The sequence below is a fragment of the Luteibacter sp. genome, assembly GCF_051958795.1.
Lineage (GTDB): Bacteria > Pseudomonadota > Gammaproteobacteria > Xanthomonadales > Rhodanobacteraceae > Luteibacter.
In genome coordinates this window covers 1-13,998 of the sequence record NZ_JBQCFT010000342.1, presented here as the reverse complement: position 1 = coordinate 13,998, position 13,998 = coordinate 1, and the positions used below count along the sequence as shown (strand labels likewise).

Annotated in this window: 13 protein-coding genes; 5 read left to right on the top strand and 8 right to left on the bottom strand. The window is 67.1% G+C overall.

Annotated features, from left to right (window positions below; all coding sequences use genetic code 11):
* Positions 1-968, bottom strand: a 968-nt coding sequence (locus ACTHLF_RS18090; RefSeq protein ID WP_440329154.1) for an inorganic phosphate transporter, incomplete at its 3' end; no start/stop codon positions are given.
* Between the two features lie 109 nt (positions 969-1,077).
* Between ACTHLF_RS18090 and ACTHLF_RS18085 the strand changes: the two genes are divergently transcribed.
* From ACTHLF_RS18085 to ACTHLF_RS18075, 3 genes are all read left to right on the top strand, one after another.
* A complete protein-coding gene (locus tag ACTHLF_RS18085; RefSeq protein ID WP_440329152.1) occupies positions 1,078-1,887 on the top strand; it encodes a CHAD domain-containing protein in 810 nt (269 codons plus the stop codon).
* Between the two features lie 92 nt (positions 1,888-1,979).
* Positions 1,980-2,726 carry a 3-keto-disaccharide hydrolase gene (locus ACTHLF_RS18080; RefSeq protein WP_440329151.1) on the top strand — a complete coding sequence of 249 codons (747 nt, stop codon included), beginning with the start codon at positions 1,980-1,982 and terminating at the stop codon, positions 2,724-2,726.
* 429 nt (positions 2,727-3,155) lie between these two features.
* Positions 3,156-4,460, top strand: coding sequence for a carbohydrate-binding protein (locus ACTHLF_RS18075; protein WP_440329150.1), 1,305 nt, complete (start codon positions 3,156-3,158; stop codon positions 4,458-4,460).
* A gap of 34 nt (positions 4,461-4,494) precedes the next feature.
* On the opposite strand, the gene ACTHLF_RS18070 is transcribed toward ACTHLF_RS18075, so the two are convergent.
* The 3 genes from ACTHLF_RS18070 to ACTHLF_RS18060 all read right to left on the bottom strand — a co-directional run bounded on the left by ACTHLF_RS18070 (position 4,495) and on the right by ACTHLF_RS18060 (position 6,008).
* Positions 4,495-4,710, bottom strand: coding sequence for a hypothetical protein (locus tag ACTHLF_RS18070; protein ID WP_440329149.1), 216 nt, complete (start codon positions 4,708-4,710; stop codon positions 4,495-4,497).
* A gap of 120 nt (positions 4,711-4,830) precedes the next feature.
* Positions 4,831-5,148, bottom strand: a complete 318-nt coding sequence (locus ACTHLF_RS18065) for a hypothetical protein (protein WP_440329147.1) — start codon at positions 5,146-5,148, stop codon at positions 4,831-4,833.
* Between the two features lie 110 nt (positions 5,149-5,258).
* Positions 5,259-6,008, bottom strand: coding sequence for an SDR family oxidoreductase (locus ACTHLF_RS18060; protein ID WP_440329145.1), 750 nt, complete (start codon positions 6,006-6,008; stop codon positions 5,259-5,261).
* A gap of 97 nt (positions 6,009-6,105) precedes the next feature.
* Here ACTHLF_RS18060 and ACTHLF_RS18055 point away from each other — a divergent pair, with 97 nt between their 5' ends.
* Positions 6,106-7,020, top strand: a complete 915-nt coding sequence (locus ACTHLF_RS18055; RefSeq protein ID WP_440329143.1) for a LysR family transcriptional regulator — start codon at positions 6,106-6,108, stop codon at positions 7,018-7,020.
* Between the two features lie 5 nt (positions 7,021-7,025).
* Here ACTHLF_RS18055 and ACTHLF_RS18050 read toward each other — a convergent pair whose 3' ends face one another.
* From ACTHLF_RS18050 to ACTHLF_RS18035, 4 genes are read right to left on the bottom strand one after another with little or no spacing between them, the layout of a single operon-like run.
* Positions 7,026-8,153: a hybrid sensor histidine kinase/response regulator gene (locus ACTHLF_RS18050; RefSeq protein WP_440329141.1), complete on the bottom strand. Its 1,128-nt coding sequence runs from the start codon at positions 8,151-8,153 to the stop codon at positions 7,026-7,028.
* Complete coding sequence (locus ACTHLF_RS18045; protein WP_440329139.1) at positions 8,150-8,722, bottom strand: chemotaxis protein CheB; 573 nt, start codon at positions 8,720-8,722, stop codon at positions 8,150-8,152. The genes ACTHLF_RS18050 and ACTHLF_RS18045 overlap by 4 nt, the downstream gene beginning before the upstream one ends.
* Positions 8,719-9,576, bottom strand: coding sequence for a CheR family methyltransferase (locus ACTHLF_RS18040; protein WP_440329155.1), 858 nt, complete (start codon positions 9,574-9,576; stop codon positions 8,719-8,721). Before ACTHLF_RS18040 ends, ACTHLF_RS18045 begins: the two co-directional genes overlap by 4 nt.
* Entirely contained in the window at positions 9,549-12,671 is a 3,123-nt protein-coding gene (locus tag ACTHLF_RS18035) for a response regulator (protein ID WP_440329137.1), read from the bottom strand. The genes ACTHLF_RS18040 and ACTHLF_RS18035 overlap by 28 nt, the downstream gene beginning before the upstream one ends.
* Before the next feature lie 184 nt (positions 12,672-12,855).
* Between ACTHLF_RS18035 and bla the strand changes: the two genes are divergently transcribed.
* Positions 12,856-13,767 (top strand): class A beta-lactamase, encoded by a 912-nt coding sequence (gene bla, locus ACTHLF_RS18030; protein ID WP_440329135.1) that lies wholly within the window; start codon positions 12,856-12,858, stop codon positions 13,765-13,767.
* Positions 13,768-13,998 lie beyond the last annotated feature (231 nt).

Below are 13,998 nucleotides of genomic sequence, written 5' to 3'. Positions count from 1 at the left end.
TCGATCTCGCGGCGCGGATCGGCGACCACGCCGGCGCCAGTGGCGTACTTCGACATCGTCTCGCTGGCATGGTGGGCCACGGAGACGAAAGTCTGCGTCTCGCTGCTGGTCACCGCCTTGTTCAGGGCGTATGCGCTGGGCACCGTGCCGATCAGGATCAGCATGATCAGGCCCATGCCCTTCTGCCCGTCGTTCGAACCGTGGGCGAACGACACGCCGGTGCAGGTCAGGATCAGCAGGCAGCGCACCCAGAACGGCGGCGGCTTGTCGCCGTGCGGTTCCGCGTAGAGTTCCGGCGCCTTGACGAAGGTCTTCAGCGCGAGCAGCAGCAGGTAGGCCAGGCCAAAGCCGATCAGCGGCGAGAACAGCAGCGATTTGCCGACGCTGAGCGCCTGGCCCCAGTCCACCGCGGCGTTCGCGTCGCCCGCGTTCATCATCTGGTTCATCACGCCCACGCCGATGATCGACCCGATCAGCGTGTGTGAACTCGACGAGGGCAAGCCAAGCCACCACGTGCCCAGGTTCCAGAGGATCGCAGCGAGCAGCAGCGCGAACACCATGGCGAAGCCGGTGCCGGTACCGACATTGAGCACCAGGCCGATCGGCAGCAGTTGCAACACGGCATAGGCGACCGCGCCGCTGGAGATCAGCACGCCGACGAAGTTCCAGCTCCCCGACCACACCACGGCGAAGGTCGCGGGCAGCGAGCGGGTGTAGATCACCGTCGCCACGGCGTTCGCGGTGTCGTGGAAACCGTTGACGAACTCGAAGCCCAGCGCGATTAGCAGGGCGACGCCCAGGAGCACGTATTCAATAGTGGGGCTGGCCGGGGCGACCGTCAGGTCATGGCCGAGTTGGGAGCCGACGTAGATAGCCGCGGCAAGGAGCACGCCCCCGAAGACGAGGAGGCTGATTATTCGGGTCTGCGGTGAGCCGACGGGCTGGGAGCTCAGGACGGTGCTGTTCATCGCGTGCCTCCGGTCATGACCTCCTCACAAGTAGCAATGCACTATGACCGTCTGGTGTCAGGATGCTCAATCCGTACGCCCCGGTTCTTCACATGCTATATACGCTCGCATGCCACCAAAGACTGCGCCCAGCATTCCCAAGGCCCTGGCCCTGTTCGCCTCCCGCGAATGCAGCGGCATCGCGCGCGCCCTGGCCAACACCCGCGACCGGCATGCCGGCATCCATGCCGCCCGCAAGGCCCTTCGCCGGCTGAAAAGCCTGCTGCGCCTGGGCGGCGACGTGTTTGGCGAATCGCTGGTGGATATCGAGGCCCGTATCGGTAAGCTGGCCACCGGCCTGTCGCCCCTGCGCGATGCCCATGTCGCCGTGACCCTAGCCCACCGCCTGGCCGGGCCGCGCCCGTCGGCCGGCTGGGCAGAGGCCATTGCGACCCTGGAGCACCGCCGCGACGGGCGGCTCGTAGAGGCCCTGCACAAGGATCCGCGCTTCCTGAAGCGGCGCCACGCCGTCCGCGAGCTCGGTGACCTCATAGAGCGGCTGCCGTGGCGCGCGGTGAAGCGCAGCGTGGTGGAAGACACCCTGGATGCGCAGCAGCACCGCGTAGACCGCGCACAGAAGCGAGCGCGCAAGGCCTCCACGCCGGCCAACCTGCACCGTTGGCGACGCCGTGCGCGCCGCCTGCGCATGCAGCTGCAGTACTGGAAGCGTGTCCTGCGTGCCACGGGCAAGACTGCACACCACCGCGCGAAGCAGGACAAGGCGGCGACCCAGGTGATGTCCAAGCTCTCCGACGCGCTGGGTGCGAAGCAGGACCTGCGGGCATTGCGGGTCCAGCTCCGTGCGCTGCGCAAGCCCACGCTCACCGCGCCCCTGGTCGGCCAGATCGAAGCGGAACTGAAGAAGTACCGCAAGATCTAGCGATCCGGCGCAAGGCAGGTAGGTCATCATGCACGGGTACGGACGGCTGGACGTCTGTATGCTCGGGCGTTTCCCCCGCCGGAGTCACCCCGATGCTTCGAGTGCCCTTGAAGGCCCTGGCCCTCACCTGCCTCATCGCCCTGCCCGTCCACGCCGCCGACGTGCCCAACACCCTCAGCGCGGCCGAGCGCAGCGACGGCTTCAAGCTCCTGTTCGATGGCAAGACCCTCGATGGCTGGCATTCGTTCCAGCAGAAAGGCACGGGGAAGGACTGGAGCGTCGCCGATGGCGCCATCCGCCTGGATCGCGACCTGAAGGCCCCCGACGCGGACTTCGCCGACCTCGTCACCGACGGCGAATACGAGAACTTCCACCTCAAGCTCGAGTGGAAGATGACCGCCTGCGCAGACGCCGGCGTGATGTTCAACGTCAGCGAAGCCCCGAAGTACAAATACACCTGGCAAACCGGGCCCGAGCTGCAGATCGCCGACCTGGTCTGCACCAAGCCCGACAGCTATACGCTGTATGAGCGCGCCGGCGACTTGTTCGACCTGATTTCCTCGGATATCGAGAACGTCCGCGAAAACGGGAACTGGAACCAGGTCGAGATCATCGTCGACCACGGCCACATGCAGTTCTTCCAGAACGGCCACAAGACGGTCGATACCCAACTGTGGACGCCCGAGTGGAAGGCCCTGGTCGCGAAGACCAAGTTCGCGAAGATGCCGGACTTCGCGAAGTTCACCCGCGGGCACATCTCCCTGCAGGGTGGCGAAGACAAGGGCAAGCCGCCGATCCAGATCTGGTTCCGCAGCATCCGCATCAAAGACCTCGGCTAAACCGCCGCCTCCGTTGTGGGAGCGCGCTGTGGGAGCGTACTGTGGGAGCGTGCTTGCACGCGATGGGTGCTCGCGCCATCGCCCATCGCGCGCAAGCGCGCTCCCACAAGAGCCGAGATGACCACGTTGTCATCGACGGACACGCCTACTCACGCAGCGCAACATGCGCTAATGGCCCGCCCGCAGGCCCGTGCGCGCAAGATCGCCAAAAACACCCCGCAACGCCGCATATCGTGCACAAAAACGGTACATGCGCGCCGTCACAAATCGGGGCATTGCGAATAGACAACGTTGTCATCCGGGACTAAACCGGACAGGTCCGGCCGTCCGCGAAACCGTGCGCCAGTGCTACGGGGGCAGACGAAGGCAGGCGCCCGGCACCAGGGGGAAACCAACCATCCGGTAACACCACTCGAACGGAGAGTCGTCATGCACGTGAATGCAGGTGTTCGGTCCCGTCTAGTCCTTGGAAGCTGTACCGGCACGCTCGGCGTCGCCATCGCGCTTGCCCTGTCCACCGTCATACCGTTCCGCGAGGCCCACGCGGCCAGCGCGTGCGCCGCGGCCTGGAGCCCGGGCACTGTGTATACCGCCGGCAACGTCGCCAGCGAGAATGGAGTGAATTACAAAGCCAACTGGTGGACCCAGGGGAATGACCCCGCCACCAGCAGCGGTGGCGCCGGCTCCGGGCAGCCGTGGACCTCCCAGGGTGCCTGCGATGGCGGCGGTACGCCCCCGACCGACCCGCCGCCGACGGATCCCCCGCCGACCAACCCGCCCCCGGGCGCGGGCGCGCTGTTCTTCAGCCCGTACAAGGACGTCACGATCAACCTCGACTGGAACACGAACATCATGTCGACGGCGGTGACCGGCACGCGCCTGCCCGTTGTTGGCAGCGGCAGCCTCGTTTCGACCCAGGTGCCCAACCTCGGCGCGATCACGCTGGCCTTCGCCAGCGGCGAATGCGGCAGCGAAAACTGGGGCGGCGTGCCCGGCCAGGCGTTCGCCGATGCGAACATCGCCCGGCTCAACTCAGCCGGCGTGAACTACGTGGTCTCGACGGGTGGCCAGGCTGGCGTATTCACCTGCGGCAGTGCCACGGGCATGGCCCAGTTCATCAACCGCTACAACAGCTCGCACCTCGTCGGCATCGATTTCGATATCGAGGGCGGCCAGTCGCCGCAGCAGCTCAACGCGCTGGTCAGCCAGGCCGTGTATGCGGAGAGCATCCATCCCAACCTGCGCTTCTCCTTCACCCTCGCCACGCTCGCCGCTTCCGATGGCAGCTTCGGCGGGCTTAACAGCACCGGCGATGCGGTGGTGAAGGCGGTGAAGGCCTCCGGCCTCAAGAACTACACGATCAACCTGATGACCATGGACTACGGTGCCGCGGGCGCCGGTGTCTGCGTGGTCAGGAACGGCTCGTGCGACATGGGCCAGTCGGCGGTGCAAGCCGTGACCAACCTGCAGCACACCTATGGCATCGCGGCCAGCAAGATCGAGATCACCCCGATGATCGGCGTGAACGACGTCTCCAGTGAGGTATTCACCACGGCGGACATTGATACCGTGACGAACTATGCCGCCACCAACAAGCTGGCCGGCGTGCACTTCTGGTCGCTGGATCGCGATACGCCCTGCTCGCAGGGCACCGCATCGCCGATATGCAATTCGCTGCCATCCACCACGCAGCTGCAGTACACGAAGCGTTTCCTGTCCAACCTGGGGCGCTGAGCGCGGCGGGAGGTGCCGGCGTCGCCGGCACCTCTCAGTTATCCAGCGATTCGCGACGGTGGTCTTCGTCCATCCAGCCTTCGCGGCGTTGCATCGCCCACTCGATTTCGCGGGCCGCCTCGTTGCTGATGTATTTCCCGCGGAGCATCGCGAGCAGTTCGCGATCGTCGACGCCGAGCACCGATGCGCGCGTCACCGCGCCGGTAATGCCTTCGTTCGCCAACTCGTCAAGGACGAAGCGAAGGTTCACGCGTCTGTTCTGTTGGATGGTGTCCATGGCGCGGTACCGCTGGCGTGATAAAAGCCAGGGTGCTGGCCTCGGTTGCGCCGCCGAGGTTAGAGGACACGTGCGTTCTAGTCTTGCGTATAACTACGTAACAACGCGCTCTTCATCGAGCGGTGGCACGTCGCGCGACACCAGCGGATGTATCCCGCGTTGCTCGGCAAGCACCGCACCCAGCAGCGCGCCACCGATGATCGCGGCGATGGCCAGCGTCCACGCAAGCATGCCGTTGGTGTGCAACAGCACCATCAGCCCGGCGGCAGCGAACGCCATCGCCATGGCCCAGCCAAAAGCGATCCAGCGCGAAGCTGGCGATGTCTGTCCCTTGAGCACCGCGACCAGGCAATGGCGGCATACCGTGAAACCGGGGGCCAGGGCACAGCGCTGGCACGGGCGATCGGACATGGGGCGGCGCTCCTTGGGCACGGCACCGATCGTGCCTGCCCAGCCCGTCAGCAACGGGTGAAGCCCGGGTAGCCCGGGCCCACCACGCTCAGCGGACGGTTAACCAGCGCTCAGAGCTGGCTCATGCCGCCATCGATCACGATCTCGGTACCGACGATGAAGCCCGATTCTGGCGACGAAAGGTGCAGCACCGTCGCCGCCACTTCGTCCGGACGGCCAAACCGGCCCAGCGGCACCTGCGCCTGGATCTGCGCCGCGGTGGCTTCGAGCTGGGCCGCATCCATGCCGAGCTTGCCGTAAAGGGGCGTCTGCACCGGGCCCGGGCTCACCACGTTCACGCGCACGCCGCGCGGCAGCAGTTCGGCGGAGAGTGTCCGTGCCAGGGTGATCAGTGCCGCCTTGCTCGCCGCGTACACGGACGAGTTCGGCATGCCGATGTGTGCGTTGATCGAGCCGTTGAGCACGATCGAGGCGCCCTGGTTGAGGTACGGCAGCAGCGCCTGGAGCTGGAAGTAAGCGCCCTTGACGTTGGTGTCGAAGGTCAGGTCCCAGAGGTTCTCGTCGACCTGGTCGAACGGGGCGAACTTCGCCACGCCCGCATTGATGAAGATCGCATCGAGCTTGATGCCCTGCTCGCCGATCGCGGCGGCCAGCGACCTGGCATCGGCGAGCGCCGACGCATCGTTCTTCAGCGCGAGGGTGCCCGCGCCGAGGGTTGCGGTCGCATCGGCCAGGGCCTTCTCGTCGCGGCCGGTGACGACGACCCGCGCGCCTTCGGCCGCATAGGCCTGGGCGACGGCAAGACCGATGCCGCTGGTGCCGCCGGTGACGAGGACGTTCTTGCCAGTGAAACGGTTCATGGTGTGCTCCGGTTGGGTTGGTATGGAGGATAGGTTGCTCTCGTCACCGTCGATTGGCGTACCATCTCGCCGTCGCAGACGTTCGATGGAGTCGAACATGTTGTCAGAAGACGAACTGGCCCTCCTTGAGGCGATCCGCGAAACCGGCAGCCTGTCGCGCGCGGCGGCCCACCTCGGCAAGGCCCCGTCCACCCTCTCGCACGCGGCACGGCAGCTCGAAGACCGCTTCGATGCCCTGCTCTTCGACCGGCGCCGTTACCGGCTGCAGCTCACGCCCGCGGGCCAGTTGCTGGCGAACGAGGCGGCGCGGCTCATGCAGGATGTCTCCCGGCTCACCCAGCGGGTAAAGCAGGTCGCCGGCGGCTGGGAGGAGCGGCTCTGGATCGTCACCGATGAACTGCTCGAGTTCGAGCTGCTGCTCCCGTCGATCCGCGCCTTCGACGCACTGGGCTCGGGTGTGCGGCTGCGCCTGACCCATGAGGTCCTCGGTGGCACGTGGGAAGCCCTGCGCGATGGGCGGGCCGACCTGGTCGTGGGCGCGACCAACGAGCCACCCGCGATCCCGAAACTGCGCTGGCACGAGCTCGGCGTCATGGAGTGGGTCTTCGCCGTCTCCCCACGCCACCCCCTGGCGAAGGCGAAAGAGCCGCTGGAAACGGACATGGTGACGAAGCATCGCGCCATCGTGGTGGCCGACTCCTCGCGTGGCGCGGCACGCGGCTACGGCACACTCGGCGGCCAGCAGACGCTGGCCGTGCCGTCGATGCGCGCGAAGATCCTTGCCCAGCGCGACGGGCTCGGCGTGGGCTGGGTGCCGAAGGTCCGCGCCAAAGCCCTGCTGGAAGCCGGTGAGCTGGTCGAGAAGCGCATGGCCGACCCGCGCGAACCCAACACCCTGTATGCCGCCTGGCGCGGGGAAAGCGAAGGTCGTGCCCTCAGCTGGTGGCTCGAGCAGTTCCGCCAGCCGCGCCTGGCCAAACGGTTGATCCAGGGGTTGCCGGTAGCGCCCTAGCCCGCTCAGCGCGGCGCGTGACGCGGAAACACCACCTCGAACTCCACGCCATCCTCGACGTTGCGTGCCTCCACCGTACCGCCGTGCGCGCGCACGAACTGGTCGACGATGTAGAGCCCGAGGCCGAGGCCGCGGCTCTGGTGGAAGCTGCCCTTGAACGGCTCGAAGATGCGCTGGACGAGGTTCGCCGGGAGGACGCCGGCATTGCGCACGCGCACCCGGAGCGTCGCCACGTCCACGCCATCGACCTCGAGCACGATGGGCGTGCTCCCCAGCGCGTACTGCACCGCGTTGCCCAGCAGGTTCGACAGGACCTGCGACACCCGCGTGCTGTCGAAATGGCCCAGCGTCTCGCCGCGGACGCTCACCTCGATGGCGCGCGCGGGGAACGCCTGTCGGGTTTCCTCCACCACGGCCTCGGCCAGCGCACCCAGGTCGTGGTTCGCGAGGTCGAGACGGATCACGCCAGAACGGATCCGCGAGAAATCCAGCAACTGGTCGATCATCCGCGCCATGCGCCGCGCACTGGATTCGACGTGCTGCGCCGTGCGTGCCAGCGCGCCGTCGCCGATCTCGTCGCGGATCCGGTCCGCGCACAGCGTGATCGCCGACAGCGGCGTGCGCAGGTCATGGGTCAACACGGCGATCATGGCCTCGTTGAGCTGCAGGGCGCGCTCCAGCCGCGCGTTCTGCGACTTCAGCTGCTGCCGCTGCTGGTAGAGCTGCACGAAGATATCGACCTTCCCAAGGATGATCCGCGGGTCGATCGGCTTGTGCAGGAAATCCACGGCACCGGTTTCGTAGCCCTTGAACGAACGGGCCGGATCGTTCGGCGACGCGGTGAGGAAGATGATCGGCACGTCCCGCGTCCGGTGCGAGCCGCGCATCAGCTCGGCCAGCACGAACCCGTCCATCTCGGGCATCTGCACATCGAGCAACGCCAGCGCGACATCGTGGACGAGCAACAGCTCCAGCGCTTCCGGTCCGGACGCAGCCTTGAGGATACGGATGTCGTCGCGGGCCAGCAGCGCTTCCATCGCAACCAGGTTCTGCGGGACGTCATCGACGATAAGAACGTTGGCCAGTTCGCGCGTGGCGGCCGTCTCATCGGGTTGGGTCATCGAGAGCGTCATGGCACTAGGTTTCCAAGGCGGCGACACAGGTCGCCGAGGGTGACAATGGCATCCGCGCCCGCGTGGGCGATCGCCGACGCAGGCATGACCGGGGCGACCGCCTCGGCGGGATCCTGGATCCACACCGTACCGCCTTCGCGGCGAACGGCCGCGACGCCGGCGCTGCCGTCGCTGCTCGCGCCGGTCAGCAGGATCGCGAGCAGGCCGTCGCCGAATACCTCCGCGGCGGATTCGAAGAGCGGGTCGATCGCCGGGCGTGAATACAGCACCGGCTCATCGCGCGAGAGCGATACGGTCAGGCGATCTTCCACCAGCAGGTGGTAGTCGGGCGGCGCGAACAACACCACACCCGCGCACAACGGTTCCTTGTCCTCGGCCTCGGCCACGGGCAGCGCGCAGGCGCCCGCGAGCAGTGCGGGGATGCCGCTGGGCCGGTCGCGCGGGATGTGCTGGACGACGAGGACGGGGGCGGGAAAGCCGCGCGGGAAGCATTGGAGTACGTCGCGCAGCGCCTGGACGCCGCCCGCCGATGCACCGATCACCACGGCCTGCGGGAAAGGCTGGCTCACGTCGCGGTCCTCCGGTAAAGGCGCTGTTGCGGGGCGCAGGCCTCGAAGGCCGTGGCGTGCGCGCCGAACTGGAGCGATTCCTTCGCACCCAGGCCGAGGAAGCCGCGGCGTACCAGCGAGTCATGGAACAGGCCGACCGCGCGATCCTGCAGCTCACGGTTGAAATAGATCAGCACGTTGCGGCAGGACACCAGGTGCACCTCGGAGAATACCGCGTCGGTCGCCAGGCTGTGGTCGGCAAAGACCACCTGCTTCTTCAGCCGGCGATCGAAAACGACGCCGCCATAGCCCGTGGTGAAGTAATCCGACAGCGAGCGGGTGCCGCCCGCGGCCTGGTAGTTGCGGCTGAACAGCGCCATGCGGTCCAGCGCGAACACGCCGCTTTCGGCCGCCTCCAGCGCAGCCGGGTTGATGTCCGTGGCGTAGATCACCGCACGATCCAGCAGGCCTTCTTCCTCGAGCAGGATGGCCATGGACCAGACCTCCTCGCCGGTGCTGCAGCCCGCGATCCAGATCTTGATGCTGGGGTACGTCTTGAGCACGGGGATCGCATGCTCGCGCAGCGCGGAGAAGTACTCGGGGTCGCGGAACATCTCCGAGACCTGCACGGTGAAGTACTGCATCGCCTCGGCGAAGAACGCCGGATCGTGGATCACCCGGTGCTGCAGGTCGCTCAGGCGCTCCAGCCCATAGCGGCCCATCGCATGGCGCATGCGCCGGCGCAACGAGCTCACCGCGTAATGGCGAAAGTCGTAGTGGTAGCGCAGGTACACCGCCTCAAGCAGCACCTTGAGTTCCAGGTCGAACAGTTCGGTTTCAGCCGACATCAGCGCCTCGAGCACCACACGCGGCAGAGCGAAACCAGCTTGTCGATGTCGATCGGCTTGGCGATGTAGTCGTTGGCGCCGGCCTCGAGGCAGCGCTCGCGGTCGTCGGACATGGCCTTGGCGGTGAGCGCGATGATCGGCAGGTCGACGAAGCGCGCATCGGCGCGGATCCGCCGCATCGCCTCGAGCCCGTCCATCTCCGGCATCATGATGTCCATGAGCACGAGGTCCACTTCGGTGCCGTCCAGCCGCTCCACCGCTTCGCGGCCGTTGCGCGCGATCTCGAGGCGCACGCCCAGTGGCTCCAGCACGCTCGTCAGGGCGAAGATGTTGCGGACGTCGTCCTCGGCCAGGAGCACCGTGCGGCCATCCAGCATGGCATCGCGCTTGCGCGCCTCGCGCAGCAGACGCTGCTGGTCGCTGGGCAGCGATGCTTCCACGCTGTGCAGGAACAGGGTCACCTCGTCGAGCAGACGCTCCGGCGAGCGAGCGCCCTTGATGATGATGCTCCGCGAGTAACGGCGCAGCCGCTGCTCTTCTTCGCGGGTGAGCGAGCGGCCGGTGTAAACAATCACCGGCGGGAAGGCGAACGCTTCGCTGGCCGCCATGTGTTCGAGCAGGTCGTAGCCACTCCCGTCCGGGAGCACGAGGTCCATCACGAGGCAGTCGAAGGTGGACGCGCCGAGGCGATCGAGTGCATCGCGAATGCTGCCCACCGCGACGATCTCCAGCTGGTCGCGTGCGAGCAGCAGGGTCAGGTTGTTGCGCAGTTCGGTGTCGTCCTCGACGATCAGCAGGCGGCGCATCGTCCGCTCGTAGCGGTCTTCCAGCTGCGCGATGGCATCCACGAGGCGCTCGCGCGTCGCCGGCTTCATCAGGTGGCCCACGGCGCCCAGTTCCATCGCGACATGCGCCTGCTCGGTCGCGGAGACCACGTGCACCGGGATGTGCCGCGTTGCCGGATCGCGCTTCAGGCGCTCGAGCACGCTCAGGCCGGAGACGTCCGGCAGGCCGATGGCGAGGAGCACCCCGCGGGGCGAGTGTGCTGCGGCGAGCGCGAGCGCCTCGTCCGCCGAGCCCGCCACGATGCAGTCGAAATCCAGTTCGTGGGCAAGCTCAACGAGCGCGCGGGCGAACACGGGGTCGTCCTCGACCACCAGGATCAGGCGGCCCGGCCGCTGGCGTGAGGCACGGTCGTCGGCGACCGCCGATGCGGTGGGCGCGGCCGCGACAGCGGACGCTGCCTGCCGGTTGGCGGATGGCACCGCCATGGGTGCCGGCGCCGGCACATGGGCGCGCACGGGAGCAACGGACGCTCCCGGCGGCATGGGTTCCGTGGCAAAGGCGCCGCCATCGACGGGCAGTTCCAGCATGAAGCTGCTGCCCTTCCCCGGCGTGCTCGCCACGGTGATATCGCCGCCCATGCGCTGCGCGAGGTCGCGCGAGATGGACAGGCCGAGGCCCGAGCCGCCGAACTTGCGGCTGGTGCTGCCATCGGCCTGGCGGAACGCCTCGAAGATCACATCCAGCTGCGCGGGATCGATACCGATGCCGGTATCGGTGACCGTGAAGCGCACGCGGTCGCCCGGCGCCGCGTCCACCCGCAGCGAAACCTCGCCGGCCTCGGTGAATTTCACCGCGTTCGCCACCAGGTTCTTCACTACCTGGCGCAGGCGCTGGTCGTCACCGATGAGCCGTGCTGGCGCGCCGGGCGCCATCTCGATGCGCAGCGCGAGGTGCTTCTCGGCCGTGAGCGGCTCGAAGGTTTCACGCACGCGCTCCAGCAGCGCCTCGACGGAGAGCGGTTCGGCGGCGATTTCCACATGCCCGGCTTCGATCCGCGAGAGGTCGAGGATGTCGTTGATCAGGGTCAGGAGGTCGTTGTTCGACGAATGGATGGCGCTGGCGTAGCGCACCTGCTCCTCGGTCAGCGTGCCGTCCTTGTTGTCCACCAGCAGCTTGGCCAGGATCAGCGAGCTGTTCAGCGGGGTGCGCAGCTCGTGCGACATGTTCGCCAGGAACTCGGACTTGTAGCGGCTGGTAGCCTCGAGTGAACGGGCGTTGCGGGCCAGGTCGGCCTGCGCGATCACCAGGGTCTGCCGCTGGCGTTCGAGCTCGTGCGTGCGCTCCTCGAGCTGGACGTTGGTCTGCTCCAGCTCCGCCTGCTGCGCTTCGAGCGATGCATGCGATTGCTGCAGGCTACGGCTCTGCTCCTCGAGCTCCTCGTTCGCGACGCGCAGCTCTTCCTGTTGGGTCTGCAGCTCTTCGCTCTGGCGCTGGGTCTCTTCCAGCAGCTCGTTCTGGCGCTGGCGGAGCGCGGCCGTGCGCAGCGCCGTACCGATCGTTTCGCCCACCCGCTGCAGCAGTTCGAGGTCGGCGCCATGCAGGTCCGTCCCACCGACCCGCCCGATCTCGACCACGCCCACCGCGTAGCCATCGGCCGTGACCGGCAGCAGGAAGACCTCGGAAGGCGCGGTACTGCCCAGCGTGGTCGCCACGGCAAGGTGGCTGGCGGAGAGGTCGGCGAGCCTGCGGGGCTCGCCTTCCGAAATCACATCGCCAAGCAGCCCACCGACGCGCGGCAGGCTGTCCGGGTGGTTCTCCGGCAAACCGGCACCACCACACAGCACCAGCTGGCCGCCGTCCGCGCGATACAGCGCGCCTACCTGCGCCTCGAGGCGGCGGCACAGCGTCCGCACCGCATGGATGCCGATCTCCTCCGGGCTCTGCTCGCCACGCAGGGCATGGGCCACCGCGCTATGGCCTTCCTGCAGCCAGAGCATGCGTTCCGCCGCCATGCGCGCCCGCAGCGCCTGGCTCACCACTGCGGCGATGACCCAGAACGAAATCGCGCCGATGGTGCGGTTGAGCTCGGAATGTCCTTCCGCCAGCGAGGGCGGCGAGAGCTTGTAACCGATGGCGACCAGCACCGTCGATACGAAGGCCACCACGAAGGGCATGTCGGTGCGCGACTGAAAAACGGTGACGCCTACCGCGAAGAAGTAGAACACCCATACGGAATAGCCCAGGGGGGTGACTGCGTCGATCCCCAGCGTGGCGGCGAGGATGAGGAAAACGACGGCCCAGATGGTGCGGTCGCGTGCTAACTGCTTCTGGCTCAAGTGGAAACCCCTGTAGAACTGGCGCGCACCCGGTGCACATCCCGGGCATAACCTTCAAACGGTGCCGATTCGCCTGTAAAACCGATGTGATGAGCAGCCCGTCAGCAAATTGCCCGCTCCCTGCCAGTCCTGCGACCAGGGTTGGCGTTAACGTGCCCGCACTCCTTCGAACAGGCATTCCCCGATGCTCAAGCAACTCCTCCTCGGCGCGGCGTGGTCCCTTGCCGCCACCGCGGCGTTCGCCGCCCCGCCCGATGCTGCCCTCCAGGGCAAGCTTCAGGCGGTCGCCGACAAGGCCCGTCCCGGCACGCTGGGCATCATGGTCATGGACCCGGCAAGCGGCCAGTCGGTGATGGTCAACGGGGGACGTTCGTACCTGCTGATGAGCTCGTTCAAGGCACCCATCGCCGCCGCCGTCCTGGCCCAGGTCGACGCGGGCAAGCTCAAGCTCGAACAGAAGGTCCACCTCACGCCGGCCGATATCGTCGACGGCTCCGCCGTACCGTCGGTCGGGGCATCGCTGAAGAAGGGGCCGCGCGACGTCACGATCGACGAACTGCTGCAGGGCGCCGTTAGCGAGAGCGACAACACTGCCGTCGATGCCCTGCTCCACGTACTCGGCGGCCCGGCGGTCGCCACGCGCTTCCTGGAAGACAAGGGCGTGCATGGCATGCGCATCGACCTGAGCGAAGGCGACCTCGCGCATATGTTCGAGGAGAAAGGCAGCACGGCCGTGCTGGCGAGCAAGGTGGACAGCAGCACGCTGGAGGCGGCCGCCGGTTTCCTGCAGAAGCTGGACGCGGGCCGCCTGCTGTCGCCTGCATCGACCCGCAAGCTGCTTGGCCTGATGACAGCGCAGGTGATCCCGAGCCGTATCCGTGCGGGCCTGCCCGCGGGTTTCCAGCTGGCTGACAAGACCGGCACCAGCGGCACGGAAGACGGCCGCCGTGCGGCGTTCAACGATATCGGCATCATCACGGGCCCGAACGGCAGCAAGCGCATCGTGGTGCTGTTCCTGTCGGACTCGCCGGCGAGCAGCGATGAGGCCACCGGCTGGTTTGCCGAGATCGGGAAGATCACTGCGGCTTCGATGTAGCTTTGTTGCGAGAGGGCTCGCCTTCGGCTTCGCGGTGCTCGGCTTCGCCATCGCGTTAGCGCTCGGACGTCTCTGGAAAGAGCCCTTGGCGCCCTGAGGTGGTCTAATCTTTCTGGACACCCCACGGGGATTCACGGCCAGAACGAGGTGAACCATGGGACGCAAGGACATTACGCAGGCGCAGCGGGACGAGGCGGTACATCTGATCCTGGCCGAAGGCCATTCGACACG